The organism is Candidatus Villigracilis proximus (genome assembly GCF_016717045.1).
GTDB classification, from domain to species: Bacteria; Chloroflexota; Anaerolineae; order Anaerolineales; family Villigracilaceae; genus Villigracilis; species Villigracilis proximus.
The window spans coordinates 194,321-213,184 of record NZ_JADJUO010000010.1; the positions used below are offsets into that span (position 1 = coordinate 194,321).

Annotated in this window: 19 protein-coding genes, 1 tRNA gene and 1 pseudogene; 11 read left to right on the forward strand and 10 right to left on the reverse strand. The window is 48.9% G+C overall.

Features of this window, described 5'->3' with window-relative positions; translation table 11 throughout:
• Positions 1 to 333 precede the first annotated feature (333 nt).
• The 4 genes from lipA to IPL71_RS12955 form a co-directional block, all read right to left on the reverse strand.
• Positions 334 to 1,218, reverse strand: coding sequence for a lipoyl synthase (gene lipA / locus IPL71_RS12940; RefSeq protein WP_345322190.1), 885 nt, complete (start codon positions 1,216 to 1,218; stop codon positions 334 to 336).
• Positions 1,175 to 2,641 carry an NfeD family protein gene (locus tag IPL71_RS12945; protein WP_345322192.1) on the reverse strand — a complete coding sequence of 489 codons (1,467 nt, stop codon included), beginning with the start codon at positions 2,639 to 2,641 and terminating at the stop codon, positions 1,175 to 1,177. Before IPL71_RS12945 ends, lipA begins: the two co-directional genes overlap by 44 nt.
• A 168-nt stretch (positions 2,642 to 2,809) precedes the next feature.
• A complete protein-coding gene (locus IPL71_RS12950) occupies positions 2,810 to 3,418 on the reverse strand; it encodes a sulfite exporter TauE/SafE family protein (RefSeq protein WP_345322194.1) in 609 nt (202 codons plus the stop codon).
• 266 nt (positions 3,419 to 3,684) lie between these two features.
• The gene (locus IPL71_RS12955) at positions 3,685 to 4,143 is read right to left on the reverse strand and encodes an RrF2 family transcriptional regulator (RefSeq protein WP_345322196.1); all 459 of its coding nucleotides are present in this window, start codon (positions 4,141 to 4,143) and stop codon (positions 3,685 to 3,687) included.
• A gap of 302 nt (positions 4,144 to 4,445) precedes the next feature.
• Here IPL71_RS12955 and IPL71_RS12960 point away from each other — a divergent pair, with 302 nt between their 5' ends.
• Complete coding sequence (locus IPL71_RS12960) at positions 4,446 to 4,784, forward strand: hypothetical protein (protein WP_345322198.1); 339 nt, start codon at positions 4,446 to 4,448, stop codon at positions 4,782 to 4,784.
• On the forward strand, positions 4,781 to 5,236 hold the full coding sequence (locus tag IPL71_RS12965; RefSeq protein ID WP_345322200.1) for an SH3 domain-containing protein: 456 nt from the start codon (positions 4,781 to 4,783) through the stop codon (positions 5,234 to 5,236). The genes IPL71_RS12960 and IPL71_RS12965 overlap by 4 nt, the downstream gene beginning before the upstream one ends.
• Before the next feature lie 104 nt (positions 5,237 to 5,340).
• Here the strand turns inward: IPL71_RS12965 and IPL71_RS12970 are convergent, their stop codons facing one another.
• Complete coding sequence (locus IPL71_RS12970) at positions 5,341 to 6,312, reverse strand: squalene/phytoene synthase family protein (RefSeq protein WP_345322202.1); 972 nt, start codon at positions 6,310 to 6,312, stop codon at positions 5,341 to 5,343.
• Between the two features lie 185 nt (positions 6,313 to 6,497).
• Here IPL71_RS12970 and IPL71_RS12975 point away from each other — a divergent pair, with 185 nt between their 5' ends.
• The gene (locus IPL71_RS12975; RefSeq protein ID WP_345322204.1) at positions 6,498 to 7,235 is read left to right on the forward strand and encodes a hypothetical protein; all 738 of its coding nucleotides are present in this window, start codon (positions 6,498 to 6,500) and stop codon (positions 7,233 to 7,235) included.
• Between the two features lie 93 nt (positions 7,236 to 7,328).
• Here IPL71_RS12975 and IPL71_RS12980 read toward each other — a convergent pair whose 3' ends face one another.
• The 3 genes from IPL71_RS12980 to IPL71_RS12990 are packed head-to-tail and all read right to left on the reverse strand — an operon-like array spanning position 7,329 to position 9,170.
• Positions 7,329 to 8,213: a GNAT family N-acetyltransferase gene (locus IPL71_RS12980; protein WP_345322206.1), complete on the reverse strand. Its 885-nt coding sequence runs from the start codon at positions 8,211 to 8,213 to the stop codon at positions 7,329 to 7,331.
• A 2-nt stretch (positions 8,214 to 8,215) separates the two neighbouring features.
• Positions 8,216 to 8,449, reverse strand: a complete 234-nt coding sequence (locus tag IPL71_RS12985) for a hypothetical protein (protein ID WP_345322208.1) — start codon at positions 8,447 to 8,449, stop codon at positions 8,216 to 8,218.
• A complete protein-coding gene (locus tag IPL71_RS12990; protein ID WP_345322210.1) occupies positions 8,424 to 9,170 on the reverse strand; it encodes an SDR family oxidoreductase in 747 nt (248 codons plus the stop codon). Before IPL71_RS12990 ends, IPL71_RS12985 begins: the two co-directional genes overlap by 26 nt.
• Positions 9,171 to 9,405: 235 nt before the next feature.
• Here IPL71_RS12990 and IPL71_RS12995 point away from each other — a divergent pair, with 235 nt between their 5' ends.
• The gene (locus tag IPL71_RS12995) at positions 9,406 to 10,185 is read left to right on the forward strand and encodes an FkbM family methyltransferase (RefSeq protein WP_345322212.1); all 780 of its coding nucleotides are present in this window, start codon (positions 9,406 to 9,408) and stop codon (positions 10,183 to 10,185) included.
• Between the two features lie 254 nt (positions 10,186 to 10,439).
• On the opposite strand, the gene IPL71_RS13000 is transcribed toward IPL71_RS12995, so the two are convergent.
• Positions 10,440 to 10,513 (reverse strand) — tRNA-Val (locus IPL71_RS13000).
• A gap of 87 nt (positions 10,514 to 10,600) precedes the next feature.
• Between IPL71_RS13000 and IPL71_RS13005 the strand changes: the two genes are divergently transcribed.
• The 5 genes and pseudogenes from IPL71_RS13005 to IPL71_RS13025 all read left to right on the forward strand — a co-directional run bounded on the left by IPL71_RS13005 (position 10,601) and on the right by IPL71_RS13025 (position 16,585).
• The gene (locus tag IPL71_RS13005; protein WP_345322214.1) at positions 10,601 to 11,020 is read left to right on the forward strand and encodes a hypothetical protein; all 420 of its coding nucleotides are present in this window, start codon (positions 10,601 to 10,603) and stop codon (positions 11,018 to 11,020) included.
• A gap of 131 nt (positions 11,021 to 11,151) precedes the next feature.
• Positions 11,152 to 12,041 (forward strand): annotated as a pseudogene (folP, locus tag IPL71_RS13010) (dihydropteroate synthase).
• 43 nt (positions 12,042 to 12,084) lie between these two features.
• A complete protein-coding gene (locus IPL71_RS13015; RefSeq protein ID WP_345322216.1) occupies positions 12,085 to 13,428 on the forward strand; it encodes a hypothetical protein in 1,344 nt (447 codons plus the stop codon).
• 87 nt (positions 13,429 to 13,515) lie between these two features.
• Entirely contained in the window at positions 13,516 to 16,035 is a 2,520-nt protein-coding gene (locus IPL71_RS13020; RefSeq protein WP_345322218.1) for a transglycosylase domain-containing protein, read from the forward strand.
• 64 nt (positions 16,036 to 16,099) lie between these two features.
• Positions 16,100 to 16,585: a DUF3592 domain-containing protein gene (locus IPL71_RS13025; RefSeq protein WP_345322220.1), complete on the forward strand. Its 486-nt coding sequence runs from the start codon at positions 16,100 to 16,102 to the stop codon at positions 16,583 to 16,585.
• 6 nt (positions 16,586 to 16,591) lie between these two features.
• On the opposite strand, the gene IPL71_RS13030 is transcribed toward IPL71_RS13025, so the two are convergent.
• The gene (locus tag IPL71_RS13030) at positions 16,592 to 16,924 is read right to left on the reverse strand and encodes a winged helix-turn-helix domain-containing protein (RefSeq protein WP_345322222.1); all 333 of its coding nucleotides are present in this window, start codon (positions 16,922 to 16,924) and stop codon (positions 16,592 to 16,594) included.
• A gap of 157 nt (positions 16,925 to 17,081) precedes the next feature.
• On the opposite strand from IPL71_RS13030, the gene IPL71_RS13035 reads away from it, so the two are divergent.
• Both IPL71_RS13035 and IPL71_RS13040 read left to right on the forward strand, forming a co-directional pair.
• The gene (locus tag IPL71_RS13035; protein WP_345322224.1) at positions 17,082 to 17,468 is read left to right on the forward strand and encodes a DUF2089 domain-containing protein; all 387 of its coding nucleotides are present in this window, start codon (positions 17,082 to 17,084) and stop codon (positions 17,466 to 17,468) included.
• Positions 17,465 to 18,823: a hypothetical protein gene (locus tag IPL71_RS13040; protein WP_345322226.1), complete on the forward strand. Its 1,359-nt coding sequence runs from the start codon at positions 17,465 to 17,467 to the stop codon at positions 18,821 to 18,823. The genes IPL71_RS13035 and IPL71_RS13040 overlap by 4 nt, the downstream gene beginning before the upstream one ends.
• Positions 18,824 to 18,864 lie beyond the last annotated feature (41 nt).

An 18,864-nucleotide genomic window follows, 5' to 3' on the forward strand; every position in this document is an offset into this window, starting at 1 on the left:
TCCATGAAGCGGGAGGACATTAAAATGACATTTGTTTTCGTAAACAAATGTAGCAAATTTAGCAAATGTAGCAATTATGAAAACAATGATAAAGATAGATGCAAGGCGATTTCTGAGTTTGGAGTTGTGTGCCATAGTGTTCTCTGAATTCCGTTTGCTGTCATTTCCGAAGGAGCTGCCCAACTAATATTTATACAAAAATATCGCCGTATAAACACCTTATATACAATACAAATTATATACCCTGGCCTAAACAAAAAGCCCTCCCGCCAACAAACCGCGAAAGGGCTTACTTATTACTCATTACTTATTACTTATTACTCATTACTGTCCTTACCCACCATTCCCATACAACTTGCGGTGCACCACACTCAGCGCGCGGACCTGCTCCGCAGCGTGATACGAAGACCGCACCAGCGGATTCGACTCGACCCACTTGAAACCGATCTCCATACCGAAGGCTTTCAACTCGGCGAATTCTTCCATCGTGTAATAACGTTCCATCGTCAGATGTTTCTTGCTTGGCTGTAGATACTGGCCGATGGTCAAAATGTCCACGCCCCAACTGCGCTGGTCGCGCATCACTTGTTTCACTTCATCCATCGTTTCGCCGAGGCCGAGCATAATGCCCGACTTGGTCAACACATCTGGGTCAAGTTTTTTTGCATTGCTTAATGTCGCTGCCGCCCACTCATAATTATCCTGCGGCTGCACGGTCTTAAACAAACGCGGAACCGTCTCCACATTATGATTCAAAATTTCAGGACGCGCATCCATCACGATCTTCAAGGCTTCAGTCGAGCCTTTGAAATCAGGGATCAAGACTTCGATCGAACAACCCGGCAGCACTTCACGAATTCTGCGGATGACCATCGCGAAGATTGGAGCGCCGCCATCACGGCGTTCATCACGATTGACCGAAGTGATCACCGCGTGTTTCAACTCCATTGACTTCACCGCCTGCGCCACCCGTTCGGCTTCGCCCCAATCCAACAGACCGGGCTTGCCGTGTTTAATATCGCAAAAGGCACAGGTGCGCGTACAAACGTCACCGAGCATTAAAAATGTTGCCGTGCCGCTGCCCCAGCATTCGCCGAGGTTCGGGCACATCGCTTCTTCACACACCGTATGCAATTCTTTCGAACGCATCAATACCTGTAATTTTTCAAACGTCTCACCCGAAGGCGCGCGCACCTTGATCCAATCGGGGCGGCGCATTGGGCGTGACTCTGTTTGAGTGGAGACTCTGTCTCTCGTAGGGGTAGCAGCCATAAGGTCCTCTTATTTTCTTACATCCTGAGCGGAGCCGCATCTTTTGCTTTTTGCGGCGGAGCCGATCGGACACCCAATGCATAATATTTTTCTTAACGATTAATCTCAATCCGCGCACTTGGACGACTTCGACAAGGTCGCCCTTACTGATTGATTCTGACTCAGGAGATTTTTCTGCGCTCCATAATTCACTTTCCAATTGGACTTGTCCCGCATCTCCTTCGAACGTTTTAACTGATCCTGTTTTCCCGATCAGACTCTCACTTCCGGTTTGGATCGGGCGGTGCTGCGCGCGTAACGCGATCAGCAGAATGCCGAAGAATAACGCACCCAGAAAAATTCCCATCCCGATCACCAGCGGAACAGACACCTGCTGAAATTGCGGCGTGCCCGGCGAGTTGAACAAAACCAGCGCGCCCACAATAAACGATGCCACGCCCGCCGTGGTCAGCGCGCCGTGGGTCGGCGCTTTAATATCGAGAATGAACAGCACGAAAGCGATGATCAAAAAGATAAAACCAAACCAGTTGACGGTCAGCACACCCATGCCGTACACAGCCAGAGTCAAACAGGTTGCGCCGATGAAGCCCGCGAACCAACCGCCCGGGCTGGAGATCTCGATCAAAATTCCCTGCACGCCGATCGCCAGCAAAAGAAAAGAAATATTCGGGTCGGTCAGCATTAACAGCAATTGCTCAATGAAACTGATATCCAAACCTTCCGTGCGGACATCTTCCGTATTGAGTTTGATCTTGCTGCCATCATCCATTTGAACGGTGAAACCATTCAGCGATTGCAGCAGGTCTTCGGTGTCATCAGAAATAAAATCGATCAGTTTTGCATCAAGCGCTTCTTTTGCAGTCACCGCTTTTGCATCGTCGATCATCGATTCGGCAAGTCTGACCGCTTTCGTGCCACGGCTCTCCGTAAGCGTGCGTACCCGCGCCTTCAAGATTTCCTTGATCTTCTTTTCAAGTGTTGATTGAATATCTGAACCGGAGCTGTCGATCGGGCTGGCCGCACCGATCGCCGTCTTGGGCGCCATCGCAGATGCATGTCCAGCCATTGTGATCAACGCGCCCGCACTTCCGGCAATCGCGTCATTTGGCGAAACATAGACCACCACCGGCACCTCGCTGGCACGCATCACCTGAATGATCTCCAGCATGGTTTCCACACTTCCACCGGGTGTATTCAATTGAATAATGAGCACTTCCGCGTTACGCTGTTCGGCGGTCTTAATGCCGCGTTCAAAATAAGCCAGCATCGGCGGCATGATCGGTCCCTCGGCAGTCATCACAATTGCCAGAGGTTGATTGCTTTGCGCCCGCACCGACGAAAAGAAAGCCAACACAGTTAATACAAGCAAAAATACGCGGATTTTTTCATAATGAAAGATTATAAGCCGAATTGCATAAGACAAAGATAAGGAAAAGCAGGCGAGGAGGAAAGGTAAGGAAACAAATAAACAGGTAGACAAGGAAAGTGCTGTCTACCTGTTTACCTCTCTACCAATCTACCCCCCCTTCCACTCCCCCTACTTAATCGCAAGATAAAGTGTGCGAATGCTCAGAGCAATGATCAAAATTCCTACGAAGATCATCAAAGCTTTCAGAGGTAATTTTTGCGCGAGCTTTGCCGCAATGGGCGCCGCAATGGCTCCGCCGATCAACAATCCTAAAATTACCCGCCAGTATTCGCCGAAACTTAATGTGAGTACAAATAAAATGGATTGTCCTAATGTGACGAAGAACTCTGAAAAGTTTACCGAGCCAATCGTCATACGCGGATTTTTCCCACGCGCCACCAGCGTGGATGTGACGACTGGTCCCCAACCGCCGCCGCCAATTGCATCGCAGAATCCGCCAAATAAACCAAGCAGACTAATGCGCGGTCCATGATATTCATCGGGCTTCTTGCGCGGCTTAATCGTAAATGCCTTGTAGATGATCACGCCGCCCATGATAAGCAGATAGATTGCAATATATGGTTCGATGCTATTCCCATCAATCGAAGTAAGTATGTACGCACCGAGCCCACCGCCGATAACCCCAGGCACGAGTAGGCGGCGCACTAGCTTCCAATCCACATTTCCAAGCTTCCAATGCGAGTACCCGGAAATACCGGTGGTTACAACTTCTGCCATGTGCACACTGGCTGAAGCCGCCGCCGGGGGAATCCCCAGCTCAGAAGGAATGAGTTTGAGCTGACACCATAGGCCATGCCCAATGCACCGTCGATCATTTGTGCCAGAAACCCAACCAGCACGTATAAAAGAAAAGTTAAATCCATTTTTACATTCTCCTTTTTAGTCGTATGTAGGTCTGAATACTTAGTATTACATAAATCCTATTGGATTAGTATACTTTTAAGGCAAATAAAAATGTGCTCCCCCGGCATAGTCTTATTGCTTTATTTGATGCCCAGTTTTTTGCGGACCGCGCGCTGGCGTTTGGTCACATCAGACAGGCTGGTGTTATCCAGAATATCGGCAATGGCGTTTCGTACATCACCCATCGCGAGGCGCAGACCGCAAGTCTCTTCATCGGGGCAGCCGCATGGCTCATAGGCCATCTGGCTTACACACTTGACAGGAGCCACTGGGCCATCCAGTACACGGAAGATTTGTCCCAGGGTGATCTCTTTGGCTGACCTGGCCAGGTAATACCCGCCGCCGACACCCATCTTGCTGTGAAGCAGTCCCGCATTTTTGAGCGTGAGTAAAATCTGCTCAAGAAATTTGGTGGAGATCTGTTCGTGCTGCGAAATCTCCTTGATCTGCATCATCTGGGGGACATCGCTTTTTTCAGCGGGTTCCGCCAAGGCGATCATTGCCCGTAAGCCGTATTCACCACGTTTGGAAAGTCTCATGCTTTTGTCTATAACTCCTAGCGTTCCAATAGACTTTATTAACTATAATCATAATTCAGTCACTGAATTATGTCAAGTACTTTTCATCGATTGTTAGCCCAAAGCTAAAATGTCACCTTTTACAGGCTCGCGTTGGGTCTCTTCAGGCGATTGGCGATTCGGCATACAGCGTGAATCTATTTAATCTCACCGCATTTATTTCTCAGGTATATTTGTCCTGGTTTAAAAATAATCCATTAATAATGCTACAATTTGCGAAACGCTTTTCCCGGCTCCTCATTTTTATATACATGGAAAAATTTATGTCTAAAAAAAATATCCTGATGCTTGTCTTGATCTTTAGTCTGTTTCTGGCTGCTTGTAGCGGAGAAGCCACACCTGCGCCGAATGCTGCCACAGCCACCGTCGTGGAATTTACGTCCACGCCAGATCCATGCATGGGTGAGAATTTGTCGGCGGAGATCGGCAAACTTAACAAGTTGACGCGTGAGTTTGATGATTACTCTGCGCTGGCCTCCAATACGCCGCAATCCCAGCTGATACAGATCATCCCTGATTTACAACGGGTTTTGCGCGATGCAGAAGATCAAACCGTACCCGTCTGTTTGAATGATCTAAAAAATTACAGCTTGCGCACATGAGTGTGGTCGTGCAAACCTTGATGGGCTTTCTTAATACAACTGATGCGGCTGGCGCGGATCAGATCAATGCCGGGATCGCACAAGCGCGCAAATTGCATGGTCAATATGATATTGAAATGGCGCGTTTATTGGGCATTACTCTGGCTGTTCCGCCTTCCCCCACCCCGGGCGCAGCTACGCCTGAAGTTAATGTGCCGCCCACGTCAACCCCGGTGATTACTGTCACCAATCTTGGCGCTGGCGCAGTCAACTTGCGAAGCGCACCCGATCTAAATGCACCGGAGGCAGGTTTGCTTGGCGCTCAGGTCTCAACCATTGCCCTGGGGAAAACAGCCGACGATCAATGGATACAAGTGCAGGTTCCCGATAAACCCGATCAAGTTGCGTGGGTCTTCGCCCAGTTGGTGCAGGTCTCCGTGCCGATTTCCTCTGTCCCGGTCATCGTTCCTTAAAAATAAAAAGAGCGGATGCTTTTTCAACATCCGCTCTTTTTGATTCCAGAAAAATAAATTTGCAGTTTTCATCTGTTTCCTGTTAGAAAACCAGCCTGATCAGATTACTCCCCGATAACATTTAATTCCTGATAATAACGATCAAGCCAGAGATTTGACCAGCCCCACAAGGTGGCATCCAGCACGATCTTTTTTACTTCAGTGCGGCTCATCTTGGCTTCACTTTCAAACACCTGCGCATTGTGACGGCAGACCGCCAGTGTGCGGATGGCGAACATCAGCGGGAAAATACAACCGAGTCTGATGCCATGCTGCCACCAGGGCAGGGATTTTACATATTGCAAAGCCTGCCTGAGATGACGTTCTGCTTTATCGGTCATCATATCCAAAACTTTCAGGGCCTGTTCGCGATGCTCGGGGTCAAAGAGTTGTTCTTTTGTGAGCCCCATATCCATTATGAATTTTTTGGGAATATAGACCCAGCCGCGGTCAAAGTCTTCGCGGATCCCGCGGATCACATTCACAGTTTGCAGTCCCAGGCCAAACTCACGCGCCAGCGGCATGATCTCGTTTTCCTTGCGTCGAATTGTGATCGAATACCATGCAAATAACTGCGTGATCAAATACCCAACACGTCCAGCCACTTCAAACATGTAATCATCCAGGTCTTTTTCGTCATTGACGTTTGGCCCCAGTTTTGTCCAGCGCGCCATGCCTTGCGTGCTGTTGATCACATGATGAATGATGATCTCCTGAACCGCGTAAGGCAGGGAATGCAGATGCAACAGGATTTCTTTTGAATGCTGTGCCACGATCGCATCAGGGTTGTTTGTATCAGCGTTTGTTAATTGGCTGGTAAGCGCTTCAATGGTTTTCTCTTCGCGCAAAATATTGATCCATAAATTCAATAAGATCACTTTTTCACCGGCTTCCATTTCTTCATTATCTTCGAGATAGTCTGATACTCTTAATAGCAAATAGGCAATGGTCGTCGCGTCACATAGAATACGGGGCAGGCGTTCTATGCCAATGGCGAATGTGCGGCTGGTGATTCTTAACAAGTCTCTTGAATTCATAAGGTTAACCTTTACTGCAAGGATTTATATTTATAACCCACCTTTTATTGATTGGTAGTGTTTCTGGTACTTATGTATCTGTTAACCTTCCTGTAACGAATCCATTCTTGACAAATTAGAACAATTGTTCTATATTAGGGGAAGTCGTTCCTTTCTTCATCTGGTTCCAAAAAAGGAGATTTCCCATGAACCGTAATCTCAACATTCAATTACTTCCATTCCTGAAAAGTGCTTCACTCAAACGCGGCGCGATCTTTGGCGGTATTCTTATCAGCGCTTTGCTTGCTTTTGAGTTATTCAACTTTGGCACAACTTCATTTGCATTGCAGGATGTGCTCGGTGATTTAAAATTTGCCGGGATTCGCTGGTCTGCCATTCTTGCATTTGCATTCTGCGGAATCGATTTTGCCGGTATTGCCCGCATCTTTACACCTGAACAGGGACGCGATGAACCCGCTGAGGTCTGGTATCTCTTTGGCGCGTGGCTGTTGGCTGCTGCATTCAATGCCATGCTCACCTGGTGGGGTGTTTCGGTTGCAATTCTCAATCACAATGCTGAAGGCGGTTCTCTTGTCGGGCAGGCGGTGATGATTAAGGTTGTGCCGATCTTTGTAGCGGCCATGGTCTGGTTGATCCGTGTTTTGATCATTGGAACCTTCTCTGTGGCGGGTGAACGTCTCTTCACTCTTGCAGATGCAGGACAGCGGCCGGTTTCCTACCAAAATCAGTCTCAACGCCCTGCCGCTTCGAATCAACCCCTAACCTCGAACCTGCCAGCCACTAACTATCCTCGCCCTGCACCCAAGCCTCGTCCTGCTCCCGTTCCCAGCTACGGCACCACCCGCTCCGAACCTACGTATCACCCCGTGGGCATGACCGCCATGGGACGCAACGAACAAAATTCTTCATCCACGCGGAGGTAATAAAAAAACTTTCGTTTCCACAAAATCTCCCCCATCCAACCGCTAAGACGTCCGCAAGGTACTTGTGTCGTCTTCGTATCATAGCGATAAAATTTATTCAAATTCATCCAGCGTGCTTTCGCCGTGCGTTAAGATATAAAGTCCGCGCGGATTGCCTTCCTTTTTATCAAAAATAAAATCAGTGACGATGTAATTTTTTTCAAATGCGGTTTCAAATAATTCTCGTGTGAAAAAACGCCAGTCACGGGCGAGGCCGAAGTCTTTTGATTTCAGGTCTAGAAAATCGCCGGGGATCTCGGCTAGCAGCAGGCGGTCTTCAAAGGGCGGAACGTGCTCGGGTGGCTGAGGCAGGTTTCCGGTCAGGTCCGAAGCGTGAAGCGGATAAAAGGGACGCATTCCCGAGCGTGCTACGTGATTCAATTTAAGCGTCGGGCGCGAACGTTTGCCCAGTCTGCTTTCGACACGGCGCGTATTGATCCACCAATCCAGTTGAAAGCGGTCTGAGGGCAGGCCGGCATTCAGCCCGTCGCGCATGTCTCCATATTCTGAGCGGCGATAAGTGACGCAGACTGCGCCAAGTTTTGCGATGTTGAGATAGGCATTGCGGCTGAGCAGCGGATCGTACGTCCATGTGATGTGATCGAGGCTTTGATGACTAACCATTTGCCATTGCGCGCGTTTGAGCGCGAAACCGATGCCGCCATCCCGATGCGCGGGATGAATGCCCATCATGTGCGAGCAATGCTTCAAGCGCGGACCGTCGGGAGTGGTTTCGATGCCGGGGAAGCCAAAGACAAAACCGATCATTTTTTCTTCAATGAATGCGCCGAGTACAAGTCCGCCGTTATGCACGGCAGTGATGAGCATGTGCAAAGGCACAACATCGGTTTCAGAGTCGGGCCATACATTGCGCTGTAGATCTTCCACCAGGCGCATTTCTTCGGGAGTTTCAATTAAGCGAATATTAAAGTTGGACATTTTCACCCTGGACGTAAATTGGAAATTCTTTTTGTAATGGCATTCCATGCCCGTTGATACCACGGCTTGCGAATTAAATAATCGAGACGATAGGTAAAACGCGCAGGCATCAACCCAAAAATACGCGGCATCGAATCCACGGCGCAGGTGCGATTGACGGCGAAGTAATCAAGCCAAAAAGAGGAAATGGGAAAATTTGGAATCACGCCTTCAAGAAAAACAGTGATGGCACGCAAGGTGATCGGTGAGAGCGGTATAAGAAAACGCTGCCTGTGTGTGATCGTCCATGATGCTTTCCACGATCTGTTGCAGTGTAAAAAATTCGCTGCCGCCGAGTTCATAAACTTTATTAAGCGTATCTTTATTTTCCAGCGACCATAGCAGACACGTCACAAGGTCTTCCACCCACACCGGCTGCACCACAGTCCGCCCGCCAGATGGGATCGGAAACACGCCAAAGGAAGAGCGGATCAGCCGCGAAAGATTATTGGTGAAATGATCTTCAGGCCCGTAGACCAGCGAAGTCCGCAAAATCGTATAAGGCACTTTCCCATTGCGGATGTGTTCCTCAGCGATGCCTTTCGCTTTAAAAGCGGGATACGCTGAAGCGCGCGCCGCGCCAATATGACTCAAATACACGATTCGATCGACGCCCGCATCTGCTGCTGCTTCGACGAGATTTTCTGTGCCTTGAATATCTGCCGTTAAAAGACTGCCGCGGCTGCCTTGATTTTCCGCGCTCGCAAGATGGATGATTACATCCACATCGCGCAGAGCGGCGCGCAGTCCGCGCTTATCTGCCAGGGAAACTACTGCCACTTCTCCGGGCACGCCCTTGGGCAGGCGCGGTGTGCGCGGCGAAGGACGGATCAGCGCGCGCAGCGGATATCCAATGGACGAAAGCTGGCGAACGAGCGTGCGGCCAATAAAACCGGTTGCGCCTGTAATAAGGATCATGCAAAGGATTATACTGCCCGCTGTAAAATTTCTGGCGTGATTTATATCGCATGGTGCAAAACATCTTTGGCTTATGTGTTCCTTCCAAAACTGATAATCGATAAATAAATATTTGACGAATATCAAACAGGGCAAAGGGTGTAAAATCCCAGCTTGGCGAAAAAACTTGTTTTGTCTCAGGTTTTGAAAGCTTCGGCTCAGATATACCCAATTTTGTTTGTGAGGATCTTTGAAAATGAGAATACTTAATCAAAACCTGTTTCGACTCGGTTTGTTCTTTGCGCCACTGTTTCATTTACGCTGGATCGGTGAGAAAACCTTTATCCAGCAATTTGGCGGGGACACAAAAATGAAAATGAGGGTAAACACCTACGATAGACTGGCTGTTCATGAAGTTTGGGGATTTGAGGAATATAAAGACGATAATTTCATCATTAATCCCACCGATGTGATCATAGATATTGGCGCGCATATTGGGTCATTTTCTGTTTGGGCAGCAAAACAGGCTCCGCAGGGGCATGTCTACGCTTATGAGCCGAATGACGAAAATTTTTTCTTTTTGGAAGAAAATAAAAACCTGAATAACCTTGCAAACCTTGAGATCTTTAAATTCGCGGTTTCAGAGAAGGATGGCAAGGCTTCCTTCTTCAATTCTGATCATTTGAGCATGTCCCATTCTTTTTTTGAAACCAATGTTGAAAATTCCACTACAGTCCGCACCGTGTCTTTGGCGGGGATATTGGAAGCTAATAAAATACAACATGTGGATTACCTGAAGATTGACGCTGAGGGAGCGGAGTATCTCATTTTGTTAAATGCCCTGCCGGAAGTGTTGAACAAAGTAGACAAGATCCTGCTTGAGTATCACGATTATCTTGACCATGGTCATCACTATTCAGATATTGTGAAATATCTGGAGGATAATGGGTTTCAAGTGGAGATCGCGAGAAGTTTCCTGTTTCGATATATTTTCAAGCAGGGATTTATCAAAGCTGTGAAAGTTAAGGCAAAATAATATATCCGCTCCACCCCAGACTTCGGAAATCTGCTTTAATGCATCCACGCAAAGATGCCTCTAAAAAGATTTCCGAAGTCTTTGTTATATGGACATTTTGGCCGAAAAGAGGTGGGCGCTGACGCGAAGCGCTCGGACTTCCGATAGACCTCGGTGGAAAAAGAAAACCCTGCAAAAGCAGGGCTTAGTGGGCGCTGACGCGAAGCGCTCGATAAGTCTTGAATAAAGAAAAAATCCCGTAAAACGGGATTTAGTGGGCGCTGAGGGACTCGAACCCCCGACCCCCTCGGTGTAAACGAGGTGCTCTAACCAACTGAGCTAAGCGCCCGGAGAACCGCATTATAGCACGGGTTTGAGAAAATAAAAAATTAGTTTAAGCCTGCGTTATAATCATATTTATAACAGGAGAGAACCCATGACTGAATCAAAACCCCTTAACTGGACACCCACTACCGATGTTGGCTATTCCGTGATCCGTCGCGGTGATGGCGGTATGACGTTAACATTTACTGATCTTTCAGATGCAACCCTTGCACATTGGCATGATTTTGCGCTTGAACATTTACTTGAGGCCGACCGCCGCACACGCAACCTGTATGACCTGCGTGCCGTGAAGGAAATCCCTGAGAAAGCCATCCGCATGGCTGTGGATGCAAACAGTGACCCGTCTGCGCGCAATATCCGCGTGGCCGTGGTGGTTGCGGATGCAACTGTCGCGGATGCGATTCGCAATGTGGCCGCTGGTTCTTTGACCGGAACAGCTTCGGCGATGAAGATCTTTTCAGACATCAACGAAGCCGAAGCCTGGCTGGCCCGTCCGCTGGATCAAATTTAATAATAGACTTTCAAAAGGCCTGACAACGAAGTGATAAAGGAATGGGGAGACGCCAAGCATAAAGGTTTTTAGTGGATTGCGTGGTGGGTTAGCCGAAGATTACTCTTGAAAATCTGTCAGGTCTAACTTTTATGAAATCACCTTCTTTACAGATCGGGAGTTTCACATTCAACTGGGGTTCCCGCACATATGTGATGGGAATCTTGAATGTGACTCCCGATAGTTTTTCCGGGGACGGTCTCATCACAAAGGGGATGCAGTGGATGCGGCCGTGGCGCAGGCGCGGGATTTTCTCGCTTCCGGTGCGGATATTTTGGATGTGGGCGGCGAGTCGACCCGGCCCGGGTCTGCTCCTGTTTCTGCGAATGAAGAAATGGAAAGGGTAGTTCCGATCATTCGTGCAATTCACGAAAATTTTCCCGAAGCAATAATTTCAATTGATACGTATAAAGCACAGGTCGCCGAAGAGGCGATTAAGGCGGGCGCGCATATGATTAATGATGTCTGGGGTTTGCGCGCGGACGATGGACTCGCGCTCGTGGCGGCGAAATACAAAACGCCGGTGATCCTGATGCACAATCGCAGCAATCCGGCCAGTGTGGAAGTGCGCGAGAAATTTGGCAATGCCTATGTCGGCGCGGAATATCAGGATTTGCTTGCAGATGTGAAACGTGAATTAATGAACAGCGTGGTCATCGCGCAAAATGCCGGAATTGCTGAGTCGCATATTGTTCTGGATCCAGGCGTCGGGTTTGGAAAGACGCGTGAACATAATCTGGAATTGATCGACAGGCTGGGTGAAATCCGCGAGATGGGATATCCCATTTTGTTGGGGACATCCCGCAAATCTTTTATCGGGTTCACGCTTGATCTGCCCGCCGACCAGCGTGTGGAAGGGACAGCCGCGACAGTTGCTGTGGGCATTGCGCGCGGCGCGGATATGATCCGGGTGCATGATGTGAAAGAGATGGCGCGGGTTGCGAAGATGACAGATGCAATTGTAAGAAGACCCATATCTTGAGTTCGGTTGAAAGTAGTCCTTCGACTACGTTCAGGGTGTAAAAATGGAAGATTATTCAAAAGACCTTCTCCGTACTGGAATTATCGAAGCAAAGGCGGGTAATAAAGAATCAGCCCGCCGCTATTTTGACCGCGCCATTTATATGACCGGCGCGCATGATGTGATCGCGGAAGCCTGGTTTTGGATGGGCGAAGTGACGGCCGACCCCATTGAAAAACGCAAGGCGTTGGAAAATTGTCTTTCACATGATCTGCGTCATTCGCGTGCGCGGCGGGCGCTGGCGATTTTGGATGGCTCGCTAAAACCAGATGAAGTAATTAATCCTGATGCGTTGCCTGCCGCTCCCAGTGGACAGCGGCAATCGGATGCGCAGAGATTTATGTGCCCCAAATGCGGCGGACGCATGTCGTTTGCGCCGGATGGCGGACAGAATTTGGTGTGCGATTATTGCACGCGCAACCAGGTCGTTGGTGCAAATGTGCAGGAAGCGAACGAAAAGGATTTCATCATTGCGATGGCAACCGCCCGCGGACATGGCAAGCCGTTGCAGGAACAGGTCTTTCACTGTAATGGCTGCGGTGCGGAATTTATTCTGCCGCCGAAACAAATTTCAGCTTCGTGTGTGTATTGTGATTCGCCGCATGTGGTCAGTCTTGAAAAGACAAAAGACCTGCTCGCGCCTAATGGAATTATTCCGCATATGTTCGATCAGCGGCGGGCTGTAAAACTGTTGATCGATTGGGTCGAAATCAACGGGATTAAGCCCGAAAAGAAAGTAGACCTGCCGCGCGGACTTTATCTTCCGCTTTGGACCTTTGATGTGGGCGGCGCGATTGAGTACACCTACGAACTATATAAGTCTGATGACGACGACAACGGATTCGGCAGATTTAACCAACCAACTCCGATCCGCATGACGGATCAATACCCGATCATGGTTAATGATCTGCCGCTGCCGGCCTCAAAAAAACCGTCCGCTGTTTTTCTGAAATTGATCGACTCGTTTGATATGAAATCGATCAAGCCTTACGATCCGCGTTTTCTGGCAAGCTGGCCCGCGGAAATTTATGATGTGCCAATGGCGGATGCTTCGCTCGATGCGCGCAGTCAGACCTATAAAAGATACAAACGCGACCTGCCGCATTTAATTAATAATACGAACATCGTTCACATGTCTTCTGCGAATCTGGTAATTGATTCTTTTAAATTGAATCTGCTGCCGGTCTGGATGACGGAATTGCCCTTTGATGGGCGCAGTCATCTGGTGCTGATCAACGGTCAGAACGGTGTGGTTTCCAGCGATATTGTAGGTAAGGTGGAAAAACAGGAAGAAAGAAAGCAAGAGGGCGGGCTGATGGGTTTTCTTGCTGATCTGTTGGGTGATTGATAGTAGACGATGGACGATAGATCGTAGACCGCATACCAAGACCATTGTCCATCGTCTGTGGACAATGGTCTTGAGTACAATAGGGGTATGCAGAAATTTCTTCCCATTCTCCGCTCGCGCCGTGAACGGCGACTCGCAAAACAACGTAATTCGTCCAATCGCGCACGCGGTGTATTGCTTGGCGCGGGGATGATCTTTTCATTGGTGCTGGCTGCTGTTATTATTTTTGGCGCATTCGCTTATGCCGATGTGACTTGCGAACTTCCTTCGGTTGAAATTTTGCCGCGTTTATTGAATCCACCTAACGGACTTTTGCTCGAACCCACGCGCATTTATGACCGCACAGGTACACAGCTTCTTTTTACGTTTTCTCCAGAGCAAAACACAACGCGTCGATATATTCCCGTCAATAAACAAAACCCGCAGCATATCCCATCAAATTTAATCGAAGCCGTTGTTGCGGTTGCTGATCCGCAGTTTTGGTCGCATGCGGGCTATACCATCCAAGAGTATGACAATCCTGAACAACACCCGACCATCGCGCAAAAACTGGTCGGTCAATTAATTCTTTATAACGAAGAACCGTCCTTGCGGCGCGCCATTCGCGAGCGGATTCTCGCGGCGCAGATCACCGCGCAATTTGGACGCACGCAAATTATGGAGTGGTATCTCAACAGCGCGCATTTTGGAAATTACGCTTTCGGCGTTGAAGCCGCGTCGCAGCTTTATTTTGGCAAAGCCGCCGAGCAGCTCACGCTGGCCGAGTCTGCGATATTGGCGGCCACGAGCGAAACTCCCGCGCTCAATCCGCTCGATGCTCCGCAAGTGGCGTTACAGCGCGGACGTGAAGTTGTTTATATTTTAAATGGGCTTGGGATTGTGAGTAATGAGGATACGGTGATCGCATTGGCTGAGACGCCGAAGATTCAGTCCGCGCCTCTTTCCCCGCCGAATCCTGCTCCTGCTTTCGTCAACATGGTCTTATCCCAATTAGACTCGCAGATTCCGCGCGACCGACTTGAGCTTGGCGGTTTGAACATCATCACCACTTTGGATTACGACCTGCAAATCCAATCCGCGTGTGTGACGGAAGTCTACGCGGCGCGTATGGCTGGTGACACTGAGTCAGAAAATGATTGCGCGTCAGCGGGATTATTGCCGTCACTTCCGCCGGCCATCACACTGGCAGATTCGTCCGCGAGTGCATTGATCCTCAACCCTAACAATGGACAGGTCTTGGCGCTGGTCGGGGAAACTGTTCAAGCGCAGGAAACGCCGCTCGTGACCGCACACAGTTCCGGGTCCAGCCTTGATGCGTTTGTCTATTTGACAGGATTCACCCGCGGCTTGAGTCCAGCCTCGTTGACGTGGGATGTCCCCAGCGATGGAATTATCCAAAACTTTGACGGTGAATTTCACGGGCCTGTGCGTTTGCGGGTCGCGCTGGCGAATGATTATCAGGTGCCGGTTGAGACGTTGAAGACGCAAATGGGAATCGAAAATGTGACCAGCATTGCGTCGTCTTTTGGAATTAATTTAAGTGAGCAGGTTTCCATGCTGCAACTCGCGGGTGCGTATGGCGTGTTTGGGAATCAAGGTGTTTATTTCGGGCAGAACATCGACGATGAATTTTCACCGTCTGCTGTGCTGCGTGTGGAGAGCGCCGATCATTCCGTGCTTTTAGATTGGACTCTGCCGCAAGCCAAACCTGTGCTGACTCCTGCGCTCGCATATTTGATGACGCATGTTTTGAGTGATGAAACCGCGCGTTGGCCTTCGCTTGGCAGATCGAATGCATTGGAGATCGGTAGACCTGCAGGCGTAAAAATGGGACAGACGATTGACGGACTCGATGCGTGGGTTGTGGGATACACGCCTTCGTATGTAGTTGTGACTTGGACGGGCGTGCATGGTGGTGAGAATGAAACTGTATCGCCGCGTTTCCCGGCTGTGTTATGGAACGCGTTGATGCAGCTTGCTTCCGGCGATTCCCCCGCTGACGGTTGGACGGCGCCGCAAGGAGTTTCAGTGGTAACGGTGTGCGATCCATCGGGAATGCTGCCCACGCGTGAATGTCCGAATTTAGTGAGCGAAGTTTTTCTAAATGGCAGTGAGCCGATCCAGGCAGATAATTTGTATCGTGAGTTTGGTGTCAACAGTGAGACAGGGCTGCTCGCTACGGTTTTCACAACGCCTGAATTAATTGAGAACGGTGTTTATTTGCTTGTCCCTGAATCTGCACGTGATTGGGCTTTGAGCGCGGGCCTCGAAATTCCGCCGACATCTTACGATGCCATTCAGGCGCCGTCGGTGAATCCAACGGCAAATATTACCGCGCCGAAATTATTTGCAGAAGTCAGCGAAGTTGTGAAAATTATCGGCACAGCTTCAGGTGAGAATTTTGATTATTATCGTGTGCAGGTCGGCAAGGGATTAAATCCAACAGAATGGATTCAGTTGGGCAGTGATGCCATCGCGCCGGTTGAAAGCGGTGTGTTGGCTGAATGGGATACAAAAGGATTAAGCGGTTTGTATGCCATTCAATTATTGGTGGTCAGGTCAGATCAAATTGTGAATACGGCAGTGATTCAAGTAACGATCAAGTAGGGACAGGGCTTGTCCCTGTCCTTGTCTTGTCCTTGTGCAAGTTTTATTGGTAAAGGAGAAAAAAATGAATATGAGCTCCATGCTTGAAAACCTTCTGGTGATTGGTGGTCTTGGTTTTGTTTTTATCGTTACGAATGCTGTATTTCTTGGCATTCTCTACTTCACTCAGCGTAAAGTGAACGCGATCGCAAAATGGCCTTCTGTCATGGGCACTGTGAAAAAATCCACGGTTGAATATCGTTCTTCGGGGGATGGCGGCGCGAATTACCCGGTTGTACATTACTCTTATCAGGCGGGCGGACAATCTTACGAGAGCCATCGCATCTCGCCGGGTGGAGATGTTGGCGGCATTGGTGCGGGGAAAGTGGCTGCGAAATATCCCGTCGGTGCATTTGTAAAAGTATTCTATAACCCGCAGAATCCGTCTGAAGCATTTCTTGAGCAAAAAGCCCGCGCACAGATCGTCATGTGGATCGTGCTGATCATCGTGGATTTTAGTTTGTGTGTATTTGCTCCACTAATGTTGTGGATGGGGCATTGGGTTAATTAGCTAAATTTATGATTGACTAAATCGGTATCCAACCTTAAATACGGTTTCAATATAAATTGGCTTCGATGGATGAGGCTCGATCTTCGTGCGCAAATTGCGGATGTGAACATCAATGGTCCGCTCGGTGCCTTCGAAGTCGGTGTTCTGTAGTTTGTCGACCAGCTCGGTGCGTGAGAAAGCCTTGCCTGGGGCGCGCATCAAAACGTACAACAGATCAAATTCGGACGGTGTCAGGCTGGCGGGACGTCCGAACGCTTTTACAGAGCGGGATTCTTTGTCGAGGCGGATTCCGCCTAAAGTTAGGATTTCAGATTCGTTGAAGGGGGTGGTGTTAGACATGCCTGTATTCTAGCGCAGATAAGAGAAAAATGCTAAATTCTGGGGAAAAATCCCATAAAACCAAATAAATTTAATAAAAACCAAAATATTTTGTAAAACACCAAAACTATTGACAAATATAAAAATATTTGCTAATATGTCGTTAGGAGTTAACCCTATGCCCTTAATACCTCAATCCTGCCCAAGCTGCTCGTCTCCGCTGGTCGTCACGCAATTAAATTGCACTTCGTGCGGCACCGGCGTGGTCGGCAAATTCGAACTTTCGCCTTTCTTCCGCCTCTCACCAGACAGTCTGCACTTTTTAGAGGTATTTGTCCGTAACCGCGGCAATGTCAAAGAGGTTGAGCGCGAAACAGGCGAATCCTATTGGGCGATCCGCCGTCAGTTGGATGAAGTCATCACCGAAATGGGTTTTGAAGAAGCCCCCAAAGAAGATGACCTTTCCATTCGGCGGCAGGAAATCCTTGCGCGTTTGAGTCGCGGCGAGATCAACGTGCAGGAAGCCACCAAATTACTCGCTCAATTTAAAGGAGATCAATCATGAATGGAACCAAGGAACGCCTGATGATTTTAGACATGATCGCAGAAGGAAAGATCACCGCCGCCGAAGGCGAGGAACTTTTTAGAGTATTGGAAGTCGTGGATGAAGATCCCGAATCAGACGCGCTCGCGCCTGTTCCGCCTCAACCGCCTTTTCCTCCGCTGCAACCTGTTCCTCCCCGATCCCCCCGCGGACAGCGAACTTCCGACGACCTTGTCTCCGCACTCAAATCCGCAGGCATTGACCATGTCACCTTAAGCGATGTGCAGGAAATGCAGGATCACAACCTCACCGCAGAATACGTCAACGAAATGCTCGCGCTCGGTATCGAACCCGATGGACTCGGCGAATGGATCAACCTGCGCGTCCATGAGATCACACCGCGTTACGTCCGCGAATTGCGTGATATGGGAATCAACGATCTCGACCTGGATGAGTTGATCGAGCTAAGCCTGCATGATGTTTCGGCCAAATATGTTTCCGAATTGCGTGAAGTCGGCTTGAAAGATCTGGATGTAGATGAACTGGTTGAATTAAGCAATCACGATGTCTCTGCCAAATATATCGCTGAATTACGTGAAGTCGGCATAAAAGACCTGGATGTGGACGAGATCATTGAGTTGAGCAATCACGAAGTTTCAGCAAAGTATGTTGCTGAATTACGTGCGACTGGATTAAAGAATTTTGATGTGGATGATCTGATCGAACTCAGCAATCACGAGATTTCTCCCAAATACATTGCCGAATTAAAGAAAATGGGACTCAAGGACTTCGATGTCGATAATCTCGTGGAGTTGGGAAATCATGATGTCTCCCCCGAATTTATTGCGGAACTGCACTCGCTCGGCCTCAAAGATCTGGAAATTGACGACATCATCGAGTTAAGCATCCACGATGTCTCGCCTGAATTCATTGCCCAAATGCGCGAACTCGGATTCAAGGATTTGGACACAGATGACCTCGTGCAATTAAGCAATCACGATATTGACCCTGAATTTGTAAAAGCCCTGCGTGACTTTGGGATCAAGGATCTTGATATTGATGATGTGGTGGAACTGGGCATTCATAATGTCAGTCCGCGCTATCTGACTGAGATGAAAGAAGCCGGTCTGAAAAATGTGGAAATAGACGAACTGGTCGAAATGCGCATTCATAACGTCACCCCAAAGTTCGTGCGTGAATTGCATGAAATGGGCTTCGATAATCTACCCGCCGATGAACTGGTCGAGTTGAACATTCACCACGTCACCCCGCGCTTCATCCGCGAAATGAGACGCAAACACGGCGAGCATCTCACCCTTGAGCAAATCCGCGATATGCGCCTGCATGGAGTTGAAGAAGTATTGGGTGTTCGGTAGTAAATGAAAATAAGTAAATAGTAATAAGCAATAAATAAAAA

Coding starts and splice junctions, on each gene's coding strand:
- IPL71_RS12995 (WP_345322212.1), top strand. CDS start 9,406: ATGAGAATACTTAATCAAAACCTGTTTCGACTCGGTTTGTTCTTTGCG.
- IPL71_RS12965 (WP_345322200.1), top strand. CDS start 4,781: ATGAGTGTGGTCGTGCAAACCTTGATGGGCTTTCTTAATACAACTGAT.
- IPL71_RS12950 (WP_345322194.1), bottom strand. CDS start 3,418: ATGGCAGAAGTTGTAACCACCGGTATTTCCGGGTACTCGCATTGGAAG.
- IPL71_RS13035 (WP_345322224.1), top strand. CDS start 17,082: ATGCCCTTAATACCTCAATCCTGCCCAAGCTGCTCGTCTCCGCTGGTC.
- IPL71_RS12960 (WP_345322198.1), top strand. CDS start 4,446: ATGTCTAAAAAAAATATCCTGATGCTTGTCTTGATCTTTAGTCTGTTT.
- IPL71_RS13040 (WP_345322226.1), top strand. CDS start 17,465: ATGAATGGAACCAAGGAACGCCTGATGATTTTAGACATGATCGCAGAA.
- IPL71_RS13005 (WP_345322214.1), top strand. CDS start 10,601: ATGACTGAATCAAAACCCCTTAACTGGACACCCACTACCGATGTTGGC.
- IPL71_RS13025 (WP_345322220.1), top strand. CDS start 16,100: ATGAATATGAGCTCCATGCTTGAAAACCTTCTGGTGATTGGTGGTCTT.
- lipA (WP_345322190.1), bottom strand. CDS start 1,218: ATGCGCCGCCCCGATTGGATCAAGGTGCGCGCGCCTTCGGGTGAGACG.
- IPL71_RS12955 (WP_345322196.1), bottom strand. CDS start 4,143: ATGAGACTTTCCAAACGTGGTGAATACGGCTTACGGGCAATGATCGCC.
- IPL71_RS13015 (WP_345322216.1), top strand. CDS start 12,085: ATGGAAGATTATTCAAAAGACCTTCTCCGTACTGGAATTATCGAAGCA.
- IPL71_RS12990 (WP_345322210.1), bottom strand. CDS start 9,170: ATGATCCTTATTACAGGCGCAACCGGTTTTATTGGCCGCACGCTCGTT.
- IPL71_RS13020 (WP_345322218.1), top strand. CDS start 13,516: ATGCAGAAATTTCTTCCCATTCTCCGCTCGCGCCGTGAACGGCGACTC.
- IPL71_RS12975 (WP_345322204.1), top strand. CDS start 6,498: ATGAACCGTAATCTCAACATTCAATTACTTCCATTCCTGAAAAGTGCT.
- IPL71_RS12980 (WP_345322206.1), bottom strand. CDS start 8,213: ATGTCCAACTTTAATATTCGCTTAATTGAAACTCCCGAAGAAATGCGC.
- IPL71_RS12970 (WP_345322202.1), bottom strand. CDS start 6,312: ATGAATTCAAGAGACTTGTTAAGAATCACCAGCCGCACATTCGCCATT.
- IPL71_RS13030 (WP_345322222.1), bottom strand. CDS start 16,924: ATGTCTAACACCACCCCCTTCAACGAATCTGAAATCCTAACTTTAGGC.